This is a genomic window from Nitratidesulfovibrio liaohensis (assembly GCF_011682075.1).
Taxonomy (GTDB): Bacteria; Desulfobacterota; Desulfovibrionia; order Desulfovibrionales; family Desulfovibrionaceae; genus Cupidesulfovibrio; species Cupidesulfovibrio liaohensis.
In genome coordinates this window covers 1-15,461 of sequence record NZ_VSMK01000408.1, presented here as the reverse complement: position 1 = coordinate 15,461, position 15,461 = coordinate 1, and the positions used below count along the sequence as shown (strand labels likewise).

Here is a 15,461-nt window from a genome sequence, read left to right as displayed (position 1 = left end):
CGTGGCCCTGGCCGCGCTGTTCATGCAACTGGCCGATGCGGACCACCCCCCGGCTGCGGCCACGGCGGCCATACCTGTGCTGCTGCCCCTGCCCATGCCGCCGCTGCTGCTGCCGCTGCACATGGCCTGGGGTGCCGTGGTGGCCGTGCTGGCGGCCATGGCGTGGAACGGCGTGTGGTTCGCCTATCCGGCACCGGAAGGGGAGAACTGCCCCAAGTGCCTGGGGTTGCACCAGGACAGGACGGAAGGCGGCGCCTTCCTGGCCTGCGTGCTGGGGGCGGCGCTGATGGCGCTACGCCCCCTGGGCAACGCGGTGTACGAGGCCGGGCTGGGCATATTGGGGCTTGGCGGGCTGCTCCTTGTGCTGCACCCGGTACTGACCGCCCTGTCAAACGCGCGGGCGGGGGCCCGGACGAATGGGCAGACGAGTGGGCGGACGAGTGCGGGACAGCGCTGACCCCCCCCAATCCCGCCCCGCCGCCCTTGCGCCGCCGCGCCCTGCCGCGCACGTGTACAGTCACGAAAAATATGTTATGCGGCACCAAAGCCTATAACAGCAAGCACTCTCGCTTGCCGTGACCGACAAGGAGGCTGCAATGGCACACGAAACTCGGACCACCCTGAACATCCGGTGTATCGGCGGATTGCTGCTGGCGGCCCTGCTGGCCGTGGGCTGCTGCATGGCCGTGGCCCTGCCCGCGCAGGCTGCCCCGGCGGATGCCGCAAAGCTGGTGCTGCCCGGCGACATCACCCTGGCCCAGGCGCAGAAGGTCATCGCCGCCGCGCAGGCCAAGGCCGTGGAACAGGGCACGCTGATGAACATCGCCGTGGTGGACGCCGGAGGCAACCTGAAGGCGTTCGCGCGCATGGAAGGGGCGTTTCTCGGCAGCATCGACATTTCCATCGGCAAGGCCCGCACCGCGCGCTTCTTCAACATGTCCACCAAGGAACTGGGGGACGCGGCCCAACCGGGCCAGCCGCTGTACGGCATAGAGGTGACCAACGGCAATCTGGTCATCTTTGGCGGGGGTGAACTACTGCGCGCCAAGGACGGCACCATCATCGGGGCCGTGGGGGTCAGCGGCAGTTCCGTGGAAAACGACATGGCGGTGGCCAAGGCTGGCGTTGCCGCGCTGAACTAGCGCGCCACATCCACGCAGCATGCAAAAGGCCCCCGGCATCGTGCCGGGGGCCTCGTTCATGGCAACTTTCGGACAGAACCAGGTGGGAACAGACCGGTTCGGGCGGGGCCGGGCGGGGCCGGGCAAAAGCGGGCAACTCCGGCGCGGGGCAACCGGCAGCGGCCCGTAGCCATCCAGACCGTACCGTGATTAGGGCCGCCCTACTCCGCCTTCCACTCCACCGGGGCCAGCACGCCCGCCGCCACCAGTTCGCGCACCACGGGGATGCACTCGTCGGCGGGCACGCCTATGCGGTCGGCAATCTGCACCAGGTCCAGCGTGCCGTCCGCATAAGCCAGGTAGTCGATGATGATGTTCACCTTGTTGCAGTACCCGTTCTTCATGGAAGTGGTGGGGTACAGACCGCGTTTGCCCAATTGCGGCTCGCACAGGCAGGTGGTGCGCCAGGTGCGGTTGTTCTCGATGATCTCGAGGCAGCGCGCCAGCGTGGTGAACGAATTGTCCAGCCCCGCCGGGGACACCACGGAAAGGTCATCCAGCGAGGTATGGTACTCCGGATAGTGCCGGTACAGGCTGCGCGCAAAGGGGATGATGGGCAGGTCCACGCCGGGGCTGTTGTACTGGCGCTCGTCGCTGGCCCGGTCCAGAAAGGTGTACCGCTTGAAGTCCGGGTGGTAGGCGCCCAGCACGTGCAGCAGGGTGCGGTCGGACAACGTATTGCCCTGGCGCGAGGGCAGGTACGACCAGGCGCGGTCGTCGCCCGTGCAGCTCAGCACGAAACCCGCCACCACGTTGCGCTGCATCTCGGCCAGATGCTGGCTGAGGTACCAGATTGTGCCGATGGTTTCCGGCACGAACACCAGCAGGTACGACAGTTCGCGGTCGCGCTGCATCAGGTGGCGGGCCATGGCCGTTTGCAGCACCGGCCCGGAAAGCTCGTTGTTGGCCATGGAGGGGTGGCAGACGTAGGTGGACAGCACCACCGTCTTTTCCGAACGGCCGGGGAGGAACAGATCGGCGCAGGTCATGTGGCCGGGGGCCAGGGTGGAATCGATCACCACCCGGAACGGGCCGGGGCCAAGCGCCTCGCGCTTTTCATGTGCGATGCAGAAGCCCCAGGTGCGCTTGTAGTACGAGGTGACGTAGGGAATGGCGTCCGGCTGGTCGGGCAGCGAGTAGAGCCGGGCATCAAGTTCCTCTCGGGTCACCACGGTGTCCACCGGCTCGGAATAGCCCACCACGTGCAGGTTGCTGGCCTTGAAATCGATCAGCCGGTTGCCTTGCATGTCGGCCACCCAGGCATCGCGAATGTTCCACTCGTCCGGCACGGTCCAGTCGAAACACTGCGTGCCGCTGGGCACCTCGTGCAGGCGCAGGCCCGGCAGCAAATCTCCAAGGTAGCGCAGCGTCTCGCGCACCCCGTCACCGGTAAGGCTCCTGCAAATGGGAAAGAGGTCCGCCATCCAGCGGTACATCTCCTGCCCGGGACTCACTGCGTCCATATCCTTCCTTCGGCCCGCGCGGCTGGCCGGGCGATGATCCATGCCACCACCCAGGCGCCGTCAAAGGCCCCCCGCCCTGCATCGCACCCCGCGCACTGCGGCAGCGTGATGCGGCATGAAAAGGTACCGACGCGACGCCCACGGGCAACCCCTTGCCGAATGCGGCGCGCGTCTGCCCGCACTGCGGCTGCGGACACGCCAAACGGGCGCTTCGCACATGCAAGGCGCCATGCAGCGAGGGCACAGTCCCCCTGCGGAACGCCCTTCTACTGCACCGTTGAAACGTGTTCAAGCGACAGAAATGCTACGGAACCGACTTCTTGGCACAACACTGCCATGCGACAGGAGAAAATATTCATGCACAGCCCATGGATAGGCCGCACCAGTCACGTTTCCCGCCACCGTGAAACACATGAGACATCCCTCGGAACTGAAACGGATGTTCCAGAGGCCAGCCGCAACACCCCCGGAATCGCCAACCGTACCGCGCGCCCCGTGGCATGGCGGCAGTCGCGCCACCCTGTCCCGCATGTCCTTCGCGGCAACGCGCGAACCGCGTACCAAATCCGCCCCCGCCGCCAGCCCCGCATGGCCAGCCGCACGCATCGCGCACAAAACCGCGTCCCCGGTGCACGATACCGGCGGTAACGACATCCCCCGCGCGGGAATTCATGCGCCATCGCCTTGCCGTAACCGGGGCTCCAGTGTAGGCTGCGTTCCGCCGCGCCAACAGGTGTGGCAACGCGACACACGCAAACACTCTCATCCTTGACGGCACCATCTCCGCATGCAGCACACAGACGTCGAATCCGCCGCCCCCAAACATCCCTCACCGTGGAAGAAGCACCTGCGTTCGCTGGGCAAGGTTGCGGTGTTTGTCGTTTTCTGCGGGGCGGTGTGGCTGCTGTACAACGAAGTCAGCAAATACCACATCGACGAAATCCGCGCGAGCATGCGCCAGATGCCCATGACCAGCATCGTGGCCTCCATCGTGCTGATGGTGTTCAACTACCTGGTGCTGGTGGGGTACGACGCGCTGGCCCTGCGCGCCATCAACAAGCCGCTTTCCATGGCCCGCACCGCCCTCGTTTCGTTCGTGGGCTGCGTGACCAGCTACAACTTCGGGGCGCTGCTGGGCGGCAGTTCGGTGCGCTACCGGTTCTATTCGGCCTGGGGCTTTTCGGTGGTGGACGTGGTGCGCCTGGTGGTCATGCTGGCCATCACCTTCTGGGTGGGCGCGCTGGGCGTGGCCGGGGCCGTGTTCATCATCCAGCCGCTGCCGGTGCCCGAGTCGCTCGACATTCCAGTGCGCGACGTGCGCCTGCTGGGCGTGGTGCTGCTGGCGCTGACAATCGGCTACCATGTCCTGACGCTGGTGGCGAAGCACCCCATACGGGTCATGGGCAAGGAATTCGCGCTGCCGCCCTTCCGGCTGGCCATCATGCAGACGCTGGTGGCGGGGCTGGACCTGGTGGTGGCGGCGGCCTGCCTGTTCGTGCTCATGCCCGCAGACCTCGGGCTGGACTTCATCCAGTTTCTTTCCGTGTACCTGATGGCCATCGTGGCCGTGGTGCTCAGCCACGTGCCCGGCGGCGCGGGCGTGTTCGAACTGGTCATCCTCAGCCTGTCGCACACCCATTCGCCGCAGACGGTCATTGCCGCGCTGATCTGTTTCCGGTTCATCTACTACCTGCTGCCGCTGCTGTTCGCCGCCGTGCTGCTGGGCGGACACGAACTGCACCTGCGCCGCCACGAGGCTGAACGGATGCTGGACGAGGCGGGCCGCTGGACCGACGCCCTGTCGCACACCCTGATGGCCTACCTGGCCTTTGCCGCAGGGCTGATCCTGCTGTTCTCCAGCGCCATCCCAGTGGCGGCGGACAGCCGCGCCGCGCTCGTGGCCAGCGTGCCGCTGTGGGCCATGGAATCTGCCCATTTTCTGGGGGCTGTCGCGGGCGTGGGGCTGCTGCTGCTTTCACGCGGGCTGCAACGCCGCCTGGCTTCCGCATGGCTGCTGGTGACAGCCCTGGTGGTGCTGGGCATCGCCAGTTGCGTACTGAAGGGGCTGGACTGGCAAGAGGCCACCTTGCTGGCGCTGGTGCTGACATCGCTGTGCGTGACCCGGCGGCGCTTTTTCCGACGCACGTCCCTGCTGCGCGAACGGTTTACCGTGCGCTGGATGGTGGCGGTGCTGCTGGTGGTGGGCTGTGCCCTGCTGCTGGGCCTGTTCGTGCACGCCCGCGTGCCTTACGCCCACGAGCTGTGGTGGACCTTTGCGGCAGACAACGACGCCGCCCGCCTGCTGCGCGCCTTTGGCGGCATAGCCATCGTGTTGGCGGTGTTCATTATGCGTCGTCTGGCCTTCCCGCTGCACGGGCGGTTTGGCGCATTCACGGCAGCGCGGCGCGAACGGTTCCGGCGCATCTACCGCGCGGCCCAGCGCATCCGCGAAAACGCCCTGCGCCGCAAGAAGCCTGGCCGCCCCGATCAGCCCGATCAGCCCGATCATATCGACAAGCCCGGAAACGCTTAGGGCACCCCACGCATTTCGCGCGCACGACGCGGCACGGTACGACAACAGGACGACAAAGGGGCGGCGCCGCAATACGGCATCGCCCCGTTTTTCATGCGCCGCACGCAGGCGGCGCCACATTGCAGACGTTCGCCGCCCTAGTGTGACGACAGCAACACCTCGTCCCGCCCGTCGCGCTCGCGCAGCAGCACGTCCACCTGCTCGTTGCGGCCCGTGTTCACGACGCGGCCCACGTAGTCGGCGTGGATGGGCAGTTCGCGGTGCCCCCGGTCCACCAGCACCAGCAGTTCCACGCGGCGGGGCCTGCCATAGTCCAGCAGTGCTTCCAGCGCGGCGCGGATGGTGCGCCCGGTGAACAGCACATCGTCCACCAACAGCACATCGCGTCCGTCCAGATCCACGGGAATGTCCGACGGCCCGATGGCGGGCTTGGCGGACAGGGTGGTCCAGTCGTCACGGTACAGGTTGATGTCCAGCGCGCCCGAAGGCAGCGCGCAGCTAAGGCGTTCGGCAATGATGCGACCGAGGCGGGCCGCAATGTCGGCCCCCCGCCGCTGGATGCCCACAAGCACAAGGCCCGCGCAGTCGCCATGGCGTTCCAGCACCTGATAGGCCAGGCGCTCCAGTGCCCGGCGCATTTCCTCTTCCGTCAGCAGAATGGTCTGTTCCATCGGGTTCACCCGTTCGGTGGGAATTGGTAGCTATCTTCATTGCTAACCGGTTTCCGGCTGCTTGGCAAACCGACCACGGTCCGGCTTTGGAGCCGCGACGGTGCACTGTTACGGTTACCAGTCGGCACCGCATGGTCATTGCGCGGTCATTCGGTTGGCCTTTTCACCAGTTCTGCGGTAGGGTATGGCTTAACGTCGCCACAGGCCGCAAGGAAACGGACATGATCACCCTCGAACACGACGCACGGGGCATTCTGGAAGAATACTTTTCGGAAAATCCCCAAAGCCCCATCCGCATCTACGTTTCGCCTCGCGGCAGCAAGGGGCCGCACCTTGTGCTGGGCCCCGACGAACCCACCGAACGAGACCATGTGGTGCAGGTGAACGGCTACACCTTCTGCATCAGCCAGCGGCTGGCCCAGCAGGTAGGCGCCGTGCGCATCCGGGCGCGCAACGCCGGCTTCGAAGTGGTTTCCGAACGCCCCCTCAGCGCGCGCACGTCCGACGCATCCTGAGGCCGCCCAGCCCGGCAGCACACACCGTTTGCCGTGCCCGTCCGACAGGCTCACCCTCTCCCGCTGCCCATCCATGAGTCCCAGGGGTTGCATTCGTGCAGCCCCTTCTTGCTGGCGTTGTTGCCGCTTCGGCCAGCCGTCCGCTCCGCAATCCATAGACGCTCGCTATAGCCATGCGCGCGATGCATTGACAAACACCCCTCGGATACGTACTTGTTGCTCTCCGCACATCCAACAGTGGAGGACACATGTTCGAAATCACCGAAAACGCCCGCAAGGAGCTTGATGCCTACTTTGCGGACAAGCAGAAGAACCCCATCCGGGTCTACCTTGCCCCCGGCGGCTGAAGCGGTCCCCGGCTGGCCCTGGCTCTGGATGAGCCTAACGATACCGACAAAGTCTTCGAGGAAGGCGGCTACACCTTCTGCGTGAACGCCGAACTTCTGACCATGGCGGAATCCATCCGCATCGACATCAGCTACATGGGATTCTCGGTGGAATCCGGCAAACCGCTTGGCGGCGGCAGCAGCTGCGGCGGCTGCGGCAGCGCTGGCAGCTGCGGCTCGTAACCACCAGGAATCCGGATCATACGCACACGCAACGGCCCTCTTCGGAGGGCCGTTTTCTTTTGCCGCCGGGACAACCGGCCTGGGCCGCGCCCGGCACGGCTGGCAGCACGGCGGGAACAACCGGAATCCCCCTGTTTTCCACACCTGCCACACCTGCCGCACTTGACGCGGTGGCGGGTGCGCGGGCATCTTCGCGCATCATCCACGCCGGAACGCCCACGGAGCCATCATGACCTTCAAGGAAACCGTCATCCTCGCCATCAAGCTTGCCCACCGGCAACAGCAGGAACTGGTCGTCGGCCGCGAGGACGGACGCTGGGAGATCGTGCCCATCACCGATGCCCGCTCCGACCAGTTGCGCCCCAGCGTCATCGTGACCGGCGCCGGGCTGAAGTACCCGGAGCACGAAGACCTGTACGCCCGGCTGGTGGCCGAAGGGGCCTGAGCGAAACGTGGCGCGGGTGCGGCACCATCCGCCCTGACGCCTCACCCCGCCGCCAGGCGGCCACATCCCGGTTGCATCCTGCCGATAGAACGCCACCTGCTAACGCATGACGGCCCGCACCCCTAGGGAGGGGCGCGGGCCGTCTTTCGATCAGGTCACGCTATTGGGGGATGGCGTCAGGCCAGTTCATTCCATTGCCAAAGCCATTCGTTAACGCTTCACGTTGGTGGCAACCCACCCCGCAAAGGCATTCATGAACTTGGCGCCGAACTCACGCATGGAGGCGTCCGTCAGGGCGCCATCGGGGCCGAACAGCTTGTCCGCACCGCCGATGTACGCTTCCGGCTGCTGCAACGGGGGCATGTTCAGGAATACCAGCGACTGGCGCAGGTGATGGTTGGCGCCGAAGCCGCCGATATTGCCCGGCGACACGCTGACGATGGCCGCGGGTTTGCCGTTCCATACGCTGCTGCCGTACGGGCGCGAGCCCACGTCCAGCGCGTTCTTGATGGTGGCCGACATGGAACGGTTGTATTCCGGGGTGAGGAAGAGCACGGCGTCCACGCCCTTGATGGCCTTGCGGAAATCGGTCCAGGCGGCGGGCGGGGTGCCCTCGTCGTCCAGGTCCTGATTGTACAGGGGCAGGCCGCCCACTTCCACGAATTCGAAACGCAATGCGGGCGGGGCCAGTTCCACCAGGGCCCTGGCCATCTTGCGGTTCAGCGAATCCTTGCGCAGGCTGCCCACGATGACGGCGACGGTGAATATGGTGCTCATGGTGTCTCTCCTGTGGTTTCGGGTATCGCCGTGTTCCCGGCGGGTACGCCAGCCGGGTGGAGAAACGACGTTACCGGTAGAATACTACCGGAACGCGGCCGGGGCAACGTTTGCCCGCAATTTTTCACGTATGCGCTCGCACGGTGCAGCAGGCGGGGTGTACGCGCATTCCGCGTGACATCCTGTGCGCAAGCCTGTGCACAATGGCCCGCGCGCAACGCACTCCGGCTCGCAGGCTGATTTCCGCGCCCCGCTGCCCGCACCTCCGCTCCTCACGCCTCCGCGGCTCCCCCTGTCCCCGCCCCACTCACCCGCGTCATCAGCGCACCGTTGCGCACGCAAAAGGGGCCGCCCCTTTCGGAACGGCCCCTGTCTGACAGGCAAGGCAATGAGGCTGGCGGCTACTTCTTGTGCAGCCAGGGCATCATGCCGCGCAGCTTGCCGCCCACCTTCTCGATCTGGTGGTCGGCCTCGATGCGGCGGGTGGCCTTGAAGCCGGGGTACCCGGCCTTGGCCTCGAGGATGAAGTTGCGGGCGAAGGTGCCTTCCTGGATTTCCTGGAGCACCTTCTTCATTTCCTTCTTCGTTTCCTCGTTCACGATGCGGCGGCCGGTGACGTAGTCGCCGTATTCCGCGGTGTCGCTGATGGAGTGGCGCATCTTGGCAAGGCCGCCCTCGTAGATGAGGTCGACGATGAGCTTCACTTCATGCAGGCACTCGAAGTAGGCGATTTCGGGCTGGTAGCCCGCTTCGACCAGGGTTTCGAAACCGGCCTTGATGAGCGACGAAAGACCGCCGCACAACACCGCCTGTTCACCGAACAGGTCGGTCTCGGTTTCTTCCTTGAAGGTGGTTTCGATGACGCCGGAACGCGCACCACCAACGCCCTTGGCATACGCCAGAGCCTTCTCCATGGCCTTGCCGGTCGCATCTTGGTGGATGGCGACGAGGCAGGGGACGCCGCCCCCCTCGGTGTAGGTGCGGCGAACGAGATGGCCCGGGCCCTTGGGGGCGATCATGAAGACGTCGACGTCCTTCGGGGGCTCGATCTGGCCGAAGTGGATGTTGAACCCGTGGGCGAACAGCAGCGCGTCGCCCGGCTTCAGGTTCGGCTTGATTTCCGCTTCGTAGATCGCGGCCTGTACCTGGTCGGGGAGTAGGATCATGATGAGGTCGGCCTTGGCTGCGGCCTCGGCCACGGGTAGCGGCGCAAAGCCGTGTTCCTTGGCGAGTTCGTAGTTGGCCCCGCCGGGACGCTGCCCGACAACGACGTTGATCCCGGAGTCGCGCAGGTTCTGAGCGTGCGCGTGGCCCTGGCTGCCGTAGCCGATGATGGCCACGGTCTTGTCCTTCAGGACCTCCAGTGTCGCATCCTGTTCGTAATAGACCTTCATCATCTACTCCCTGCCGCACACGGGTGCGGCGTCCTCGAATGACGGTTGCGGTGTATGAAGACCCCGCCCGGTACCGGGGATGCCCCCGGCACCCTTGCGGGTTTGCCACCGTAAGCAGCGAAAGCGCTGCCGCAATGGATTGCGATACCGGATTCGGCGGCGGAAGGCTACCCCTTGGTGGGCGCCGAAATGCAGCAGACTGAATATTTGTTCAATCAGTCTCGCATTCTCCCTGCCGTGCAGGACGCGCGGCGAAAGGCGTTGTCCGCCCGCCGCCGCGCGTGAATATCCCGGAACAATCCGCCGGGGGTGCCATGAACCGGCACCGGCAGAGACTACGCGTTCTCGGGCTGCATGGACCGCCGCATGGCCACGGTGCCGGTGCGGGCGATTTCCTTGATGCCGAAGCGCGCCAGCAGGCTCAGGATGGCCTGGATCTTGCCATGGTCGCCCGTGGCTTCCAGGGTCAGGTCATTCAGGCTCACGTCCACCACCTTGCAGCGGAAGATGTCGGCAATGCGCAGCACCTCTGCCCGGCGGGCGTCGTCGGCCTGCACCTTGACCATCACCATCTCGCGCTCGACGGCGGAAACGTCGATGAAGTCCACCACCTTGATCACCGTCACCAGCTTGCGCAGCTGCTTGACGATCTGCTCGATGATCTGCTCCTCGCCACTGGTGCTGATGGTCATGAGCGAAACGCCCTCTTCCAGCGTGGGGGCCACGTTCAGCGACTCGATGTTGAAACCGCGTCCGCTGAACAGCCCCGCCACCCGGGACAGAACGCCCGGTTCGTTCTCCACGAGAACGGAAAGCACATGTCGCATGGGCTGCCCTCCCTAGACCAGCAGCATTTCGTCCAGGGCCGCGCCAGCGGGCACCATGGGGTACACGTTCTCCTCGCGTTCCACCCGCACGTCGATGACGGCGGTATGGGGCGAGGCGAAGGCCGCGCGCAGCGTGGATTCCAGCTCGCCCGCCTCGGTGATGCGGTAGCCTTCGGCCCCGTAGGCCTCGGCCAGCTTCACGAAGTCGGGCTGCGCCTCCATGCAGGTGGAGCAGTAGTTGCGCTGGTAGAACAGTTCCTGCCACTGGCGTACCATGCCGAGGTAGCCGTTGTTCAGGATGACGATCTTGATGGGCAGCTTGTTGCAGACGGCGGTGGCCAGTTCCTGGATGTTCATCTGGATGGAACCGTCGCCCGCCATGTCGATGACCAGCTTGTCCGGAAAGGCGAACTGCGCGCCGATGGCAGCCGGAAAGCCGTAGCCCATGGTGCCGAGCCCGCCGGAGGTAAGCAGCGTGCGCGGCTTGCGGAAAGTGAAGAACTGGGCCGTCCACATCTGGTTCTGGCCCACCTCGGTGGTGACGATGGCGTCCCCACGGGTGATGGAGAAGATGGTTTCCACCACCTGCTGCGGCTTGATGGTGCCGTTCTGCACATAGGTAAGGGGCTGTTCGGTGCGCCAGGTGGAAACCTGGGTCAGCCACGGCTCGTGCGCCGTTGCCCAGTCCTTTTCGGCAAGGCGGGTGGTGGCTATCTCGCGGATGCCCGCCAGCGCCTTGCGGCAGTCGCCCACCACGGGAATGTCCACCTGCACGTTCTTGCGGATGGACGTGGGGTCGATATCTATGTGGATGATGCGCGCGCCGGAGGCAAACGCGGAAAGGCGCCCGGTCACCCGGTCATCGAAGCGCGCGCCCACGGCCACGATGCAGTCGGCGTTGTTCACGGCCTTGTTGCCCGCGTAGGTGCCGTGCATGCCGATCATGCCCAGCCACAGCGGGTCGTCGCCCGGAAAGGCGCCAAGGCCCATCAGGGTGGAGGTAACCGGAATGCTCAGGGTGCGGGCCAGCCAGCCAAGTTCCTCGCTGGCGTCGGACATGACCACGCCGCCCCCCGCGAAGAACAGCGGGCGCCTGGCCTCGATGAGGGCCTCCACCGCGCGGCGCAACTGGTTCAGGTTGGGCCGGTAGGTGGGGTTGTAGCTGCGCATCTTGACGTCTTCGGGCCAGATGAATTCTGTCCTGGCCTGCATGACGTCCTTGGGCAAGTCGACAAGAACGGGACCCGGCCTGCCGGAGCGGGCCAGATAAAAGGCCTGCCGCAGCACGCGGGCAAGGTCGCGCACGTCCTTCACCAGATAATTGTGCTTGGTGCACGGGCGGGTGATGCCGACAATGTCCACTTCCTGGAAGGCGTCGTTGCCGATGAGGGGGGTGGGTACCTGCCCCGTCAGCACGACCAAGGGAATGGAGTCGGCATAGGCCGTGGCGATGCCGGTCACGGTGTTGGTGGCGCCCGGTCCGGAAGTGACCAGACAGACGCCCACCTTGCCCGACGCGCGGGCAAAACCGTCGGCGGCGTGCACCGCCGCCTGTTCGTGCCGGACCAATATGTGCCGGATATCGTGCCGGGGCAGTTCGTCATAAATGTCTATGACGGCCCCACCGGGGTAGCCGAACAGTACGTCCACGCCTTCCCGCTTGAGGCATTCCAGCAGAATCCGGGCCCCGTTCAGTTCCATCTAGCCCTCCAAGGCGCGGTACCGGTCCAGTATGGCGTGGAGCCGGGTCTTTCCGTCGAGTTTCTGTTTCTTCAGTTCCTTGGCCTGCTTTTCTTCAGCGGGGGTCAGGAACGACTTGGCTTCGATCTTCTCCAACTGTTTCTCGAACAGAATATGCTCGTCCCATAGCGCCTTCAGTTCGGGGTCCGTGGCGGCGTACTTCTCGATGAGCGCGTTGTCTTTCGGTTCCATGGAACTTTCTCCTCTGGCGTTGAGGGTTGCTATTTCCCACATGTGCCAAGCAGGCCCCAGCTGGGCTCCACATCCGATTCGACGATCAATTTCTTCAACCGGCTCGTGTGGCCGGATACCAGGCGCACGCGGTTGCGGCGCATTCCCAGCGCAGAGGCCACGAATTCCTCCAGCGCCTTGTTGGCCTTGTTGTCCACCGCCGGTGCGGCCAGGCGCACCTTCAGCCTGCCTTCCGCCGTGCCCTCGCAGGCGCTCTTGCGCGCGCCGGGCACCGCCCGCACCAGCACCGCCCATTGCCCTTCCCCGGCAGGGGCCGCCCATTCGGGGCGGACGGGATCAGGCTGGCCCACCCTTCTGACGCCCGGCAATGCGCGCCGCGGCGGCCTCCAGTTCCTCGTCGTCCTCGCGGGACATGTCCAGCATGCGCAGGTGCTGCTGCACCACGGCGCGCACCTTCATTTCGAACTGCGCCTTGACCTTGCGGGCCTCGGCTATGTCCTCCTGAATGCGCGCAAGGCGGAGCTGCCCCTGATTGATGAGGTTCTCCGCCTTGGAATGGGCAGCGTCGATGATCAGCTGCGCCTCCCTCTGGGCACTTGCCTTGAGGTCGGCGGTAACCCTTTGGGTGGTCATCAACGTGTCTCGCAACGTCGATTCCCGCTCCTTGAATTCTGACAGGCGTTCTTCAAGCCGCGCCACCTGCCCGGCCAGCGCGGCCTTTTCCTCGCTCAGGCGGCCAATGGCATCCGCAGCCTCCTGCATCATCCTGTCCACCTCATCGGTGGTGTAGCCTCGCAGGGACTTGGAAAAGCTGTGGTTCAGCAGATCTATGCGGCTCACGGACATGTGACGCCCCTATCGCATGGTGACGGCGAACTGGTACAACGACTGGACAAGCACGGCGTTGATGAACTGGATGGCCAGCAGCACCACCACCGGGGACAGGTCCAGTCCCCCCAGGTAGGTGAACGGAATCCACTTGCGAACCCGGTAGAACACCGGCTCCGTCAGGTTGCGCAGAATGCGCACGATGGGATTGTAGGGATCCGGGTTGACCCACGAGAGAACCGCCGAAACGATGACGATCCAGAAATACAGGTTCAGCACGGCATCAAGCACGCGCGCCACGCCGAAAATGAGATTCGAGAAAACGAACATGAACCCTCCGGTTAAGCGCACCCCGGAATTGAGGGGCGACCGTAACACCGATACTTCCACTTACCCGCCACAAGAATCAAGCAAAAAGTGGTTACTCCTGCACCGGGCGCACGGCCTTGCCCGCCGGATGTCCCCACCTGATGCCCGCTCCTTGCGCGCCAGTTCCCCGCCAGTTCCCCGCCAGTCGCCCACCAGTTGCCGACAAGCCACCGGCCTGACGCCCAGCGGACACGCCTTATGGGCGGGCGCACCCGAACGCGGCGCCTTGCCCGTTCTTGCCCGCGCCCTGCTGCCCGTTCTGCTGGCGCAGAAACTCCGCCAGCACCCGGCGCAGCGCCCAGAAGTCGTCCAGGTGCAGCCGCGCGGAAAGTGACGGGCTGCGGTAGGCCCAGAAGCACACCCCGGCCATGCGGGCGGTTTCCTCGTCGGCGATGGTGTCGCCCATGAAGGCCACCTCGTCACGGGCAAGGCCCCAGGCGTCCAGGGTGGCGCAGATGCCTTCCGGATGGGGTTTGGCCCGCACGCGCGATGCCGTCATGACCGGAAAGAACAGCTCGGTCATGCCGAAGTGGTCGAGCACGTATTCCATGGTGGTGGTGCGGTTGGTGCAAATGCCCCGGCGCAGGCCCGCGTCGCGCAGCCAGCGCAACAGTTCCATCAGGCCCGGCTCCGGCTCCAGCAGGGGCAGGATGTCGCGCCGGTAGACGATGCGCTTGCGGGCCTCCGGCAATTTGGACATGAGCGCGGGCGGCACGATGCGCGCCAGCGACTGCCCCACCGAGGCCATGTGGGTATAGTCCTCGTCCTGCCGCGACATGGGCGGCTGGCCCAGCGCGCCAAGGATGAGGTTGTAGTACTGGATGTTGGACGCACGCGAGTCGAACAGCACGCCGTCGCAATCGAAGATGATGCCCTTGAGGCCCTTGGGGAACAGCTGCTGAAGGCGATGAACCGTTGGGTACACGATGACTCCGAAGAAAGGCTGGCCGGTTTTCACATCCCGGAGGACAGGATGACCACGAAGACCGGTCATGCCCTGCATCGGGGGCAACGACGATGGCCGCGCCCCTCCGTATTGCGGACATGAGAAAAAGGGGGGTGCAGGGGGCTACCGCCCCCTGCCCGCCGGAGGCGTACAAAAACGGTTTTCCCTACCGGGCACACTTGCCGCAACAGACCACGTCGAACACGCGGTCCAGCCAGGGACGCGCGGCGTCGGGTCCGGGGCGGCCCGCCACCCGCCACAAGGGCAGGCGGGCGTGCACCACCAGTTTGGCCACCTTGTCGCCCCAGGCGGGGCACAGGCTGGCGGTCTGCTCGGCGGTGACGGGGGCAAAGGCGGCGCCGCCGTCGCGCAGGGTAGCGGAAATCTCGGCGTCGCAGGTGAACAGCACCGCGCCGTCGGGCAGGAAGGGGCCCATGTTCTCGACGATGACCCGCCACGAGGGGCCGATGATGTCGGCACCGCTGCCGGGCAGCATGGCGGAATACGGGTCGAGGGCGGGCATCTCGCGCAGTTCCTCGTCCGTTTCCACGCCCAGGATGTCGGCCAGGCTTTCGCGGCTGCGCGAAAACTTTTCCTTCAGGGCATCCAGTTCGCGCACGCGCTCTTCCAGATGCCAGGCCAGGATCAGGGTCTTCTGCGCGGCAATGCGCCGGTTGCGGTCCGCCTGGGCAGGATCCTCGGAAGCGGCCCCGCCGCCCGTCCCGTCCTTTTTACCCGGCTCACCCGGCCCGCCGGAGGCGAAATTCTCCAGCGCGGCCAGTTCGGAGCGGCCCAGGGAAAACGGGGCCTCGTCGTGCGCGCTTTCCAGCGCGGCCACCATGGCGGCCAGGTCACCGTGCGGACCGGAACCCACGTTCATGCCGAAGTCCAGCAGTTCGGCCAGACAGGCGCGCGCCTCCGCCTCGGACAGAGGCAACAGGGGCGACCGCCACGGGGCTGCGCTGGGGTTTGCGGGGGCCTGCGGCGCGCCACCGGCCACCGAAGGGGCGG

General features: G+C 65.6%; 18 protein-coding genes. 6 read left to right on the top strand and 12 right to left on the bottom strand.

Features of this window, described 5'->3' with window-relative positions:
* Both FVW27_RS13155 and FVW27_RS13150 read left to right on the top strand, forming a co-directional pair.
* Positions 1-457: HPP family protein (locus FVW27_RS13155; protein ID WP_243838437.1), on the top strand; the 457-nt coding region annotated here is incomplete at its 5' end.
* A gap of 139 nt (positions 458-596) precedes the next feature.
* The gene (locus FVW27_RS13150) at positions 597-1,142 is read left to right on the top strand and encodes a heme-binding protein (RefSeq protein WP_167125810.1); all 546 of its coding nucleotides are present in this window, start codon (positions 597-599) and stop codon (positions 1,140-1,142) included.
* Positions 1,143-1,342: 200 nt separating this feature from the next.
* Here FVW27_RS13150 and FVW27_RS13145 read toward each other — a convergent pair whose 3' ends face one another.
* Positions 1,343-2,644 (bottom strand): DUF4910 domain-containing protein, encoded by a 1,302-nt coding sequence (locus tag FVW27_RS13145; protein WP_167125807.1) that lies wholly within the window; start codon positions 2,642-2,644, stop codon positions 1,343-1,345.
* Positions 2,645-3,431: 787 nt separating this feature from the next.
* Between FVW27_RS13145 and FVW27_RS13140 the strand changes: the two genes are divergently transcribed.
* Entirely contained in the window at positions 3,432-5,177 is a 1,746-nt protein-coding gene (locus FVW27_RS13140; protein ID WP_167125804.1) for a putative bifunctional lysylphosphatidylglycerol flippase/synthetase, read from the top strand.
* A 137-nt stretch (positions 5,178-5,314) separates the two neighbouring features.
* Here FVW27_RS13140 and pyrR read toward each other — a convergent pair whose 3' ends face one another.
* Entirely contained in the window at positions 5,315-5,848 is a 534-nt protein-coding gene (gene pyrR / locus FVW27_RS13135; protein WP_167125801.1) for a bifunctional pyr operon transcriptional regulator/uracil phosphoribosyltransferase PyrR, read from the bottom strand.
* 221 nt (positions 5,849-6,069) lie between these two features.
* Here pyrR and FVW27_RS13130 point away from each other — a divergent pair, with 221 nt between their 5' ends.
* The 3 genes from FVW27_RS13130 (at position 6,070) to FVW27_RS13115 (ending at position 7,377) form a co-directional block, all read left to right on the top strand.
* Positions 6,070-6,363, top strand: a complete 294-nt coding sequence (locus tag FVW27_RS13130) for an adhesin (protein WP_167125799.1) — start codon at positions 6,070-6,072, stop codon at positions 6,361-6,363.
* 248 nt (positions 6,364-6,611) lie between these two features.
* Positions 6,612-6,932, top strand: coding sequence for an IscA/HesB family protein (locus FVW27_RS20640; protein WP_012611314.1), 321 nt, complete (start codon positions 6,612-6,614; stop codon positions 6,930-6,932).
* Positions 6,933-7,161: 229 nt separating this feature from the next.
* Positions 7,162-7,377 carry a hypothetical protein gene (locus FVW27_RS13115; protein ID WP_012611313.1) on the top strand — a complete coding sequence of 72 codons (216 nt, stop codon included), beginning with the start codon at positions 7,162-7,164 and terminating at the stop codon, positions 7,375-7,377.
* 210 nt (positions 7,378-7,587) lie between these two features.
* Here the strand turns inward: FVW27_RS13115 and FVW27_RS13110 are convergent, their stop codons facing one another.
* From FVW27_RS13110 to FVW27_RS13065, 10 genes are all read right to left on the bottom strand, one after another.
* Positions 7,588-8,154 (bottom strand): NADPH-dependent FMN reductase, encoded by a 567-nt coding sequence (locus FVW27_RS13110; RefSeq protein WP_167125795.1) that lies wholly within the window; start codon positions 8,152-8,154, stop codon positions 7,588-7,590.
* A 401-nt stretch (positions 8,155-8,555) separates the two neighbouring features.
* The gene (ilvC, locus tag FVW27_RS13105) at positions 8,556-9,548 is read right to left on the bottom strand and encodes a ketol-acid reductoisomerase (RefSeq protein ID WP_167125813.1); all 993 of its coding nucleotides are present in this window, start codon (positions 9,546-9,548) and stop codon (positions 8,556-8,558) included.
* Positions 9,549-9,883: 335 nt separating this feature from the next.
* Positions 9,884-10,375, bottom strand: coding sequence for an acetolactate synthase small subunit (gene ilvN / locus FVW27_RS13100; protein WP_167125793.1), 492 nt, complete (start codon positions 10,373-10,375; stop codon positions 9,884-9,886).
* Between the two features lie 12 nt (positions 10,376-10,387).
* A complete protein-coding gene (ilvB, locus tag FVW27_RS13095; protein ID WP_167125791.1) occupies positions 10,388-12,076 on the bottom strand; it encodes a biosynthetic-type acetolactate synthase large subunit in 1,689 nt (562 codons plus the stop codon).
* A complete protein-coding gene (locus tag FVW27_RS13090) occupies positions 12,077-12,307 on the bottom strand; it encodes a hypothetical protein (protein WP_007521181.1) in 231 nt (76 codons plus the stop codon). It abuts the gene before it with no gap.
* Between the two features lie 29 nt (positions 12,308-12,336).
* Positions 12,337-12,657 (bottom strand): DUF167 family protein, encoded by a 321-nt coding sequence (locus FVW27_RS13085; RefSeq protein ID WP_167125789.1) that lies wholly within the window; start codon positions 12,655-12,657, stop codon positions 12,337-12,339.
* Positions 12,644-13,153 carry a DivIVA domain-containing protein gene (locus tag FVW27_RS13080; protein ID WP_167125787.1) on the bottom strand — a complete coding sequence of 170 codons (510 nt, stop codon included), beginning with the start codon at positions 13,151-13,153 and terminating at the stop codon, positions 12,644-12,646. Before FVW27_RS13080 ends, FVW27_RS13085 begins: the two co-directional genes overlap by 14 nt.
* A gap of 9 nt (positions 13,154-13,162) precedes the next feature.
* Positions 13,163-13,465: a YggT family protein gene (locus tag FVW27_RS13075; RefSeq protein WP_012611306.1), complete on the bottom strand. Its 303-nt coding sequence runs from the start codon at positions 13,463-13,465 to the stop codon at positions 13,163-13,165.
* A gap of 235 nt (positions 13,466-13,700) precedes the next feature.
* Positions 13,701-14,429 (bottom strand): HAD hydrolase-like protein, encoded by a 729-nt coding sequence (locus tag FVW27_RS13070; protein ID WP_167125785.1) that lies wholly within the window; start codon positions 14,427-14,429, stop codon positions 13,701-13,703.
* 187 nt (positions 14,430-14,616) lie between these two features.
* The coding region (locus tag FVW27_RS13065; protein WP_167125783.1) for a hypothetical protein at positions 14,617-15,461 on the bottom strand (845 nt) is incomplete at its 5' end.

What these genes read in the sequence shown, in the direction of transcription:
- FVW27_RS13150 (WP_167125810.1), top strand. Translation starts at nt 597, where the DNA reads ATGGCACACGAAACTCGGACCACCCTGAACATCCGGTGTATCGGCGGA.
- FVW27_RS13145 (WP_167125807.1), bottom strand. Translation starts at nt 2,644, where the DNA reads ATGGACGCAGTGAGTCCCGGGCAGGAGATGTACCGCTGGATGGCGGAC.
- FVW27_RS13140 (WP_167125804.1), top strand. Translation starts at nt 3,432, where the DNA reads ATGCAGCACACAGACGTCGAATCCGCCGCCCCCAAACATCCCTCACCG.
- pyrR (WP_167125801.1), bottom strand. Translation starts at nt 5,848, where the DNA reads ATGGAACAGACCATTCTGCTGACGGAAGAGGAAATGCGCCGGGCACTG.
- FVW27_RS13130 (WP_167125799.1), top strand. Translation starts at nt 6,070, where the DNA reads ATGATCACCCTCGAACACGACGCACGGGGCATTCTGGAAGAATACTTT.
- FVW27_RS13115 (WP_012611313.1), top strand. Translation starts at nt 7,162, where the DNA reads ATGACCTTCAAGGAAACCGTCATCCTCGCCATCAAGCTTGCCCACCGG.
- FVW27_RS13110 (WP_167125795.1), bottom strand. Translation starts at nt 8,154, where the DNA reads ATGAGCACCATATTCACCGTCGCCGTCATCGTGGGCAGCCTGCGCAAG.
- ilvC (WP_167125813.1), bottom strand. Translation starts at nt 9,548, where the DNA reads ATGAAGGTCTATTACGAACAGGATGCGACACTGGAGGTCCTGAAGGAC.
- ilvN (WP_167125793.1), bottom strand. Translation starts at nt 10,375, where the DNA reads ATGCGACATGTGCTTTCCGTTCTCGTGGAGAACGAACCGGGCGTTCTG.
- ilvB (WP_167125791.1), bottom strand. Translation starts at nt 12,076, where the DNA reads ATGGAACTGAACGGGGCCCGGATTCTGCTGGAATGCCTCAAGCGGGAA.
- FVW27_RS13090 (WP_007521181.1), bottom strand. Translation starts at nt 12,307, where the DNA reads ATGGAACCGAAAGACAACGCGCTCATCGAGAAGTACGCCGCCACGGAC.
- FVW27_RS13080 (WP_167125787.1), bottom strand. Translation starts at nt 13,153, where the DNA reads ATGTCCGTGAGCCGCATAGATCTGCTGAACCACAGCTTTTCCAAGTCC.
- FVW27_RS13075 (WP_012611306.1), bottom strand. Translation starts at nt 13,465, where the DNA reads ATGTTCGTTTTCTCGAATCTCATTTTCGGCGTGGCGCGCGTGCTTGAT.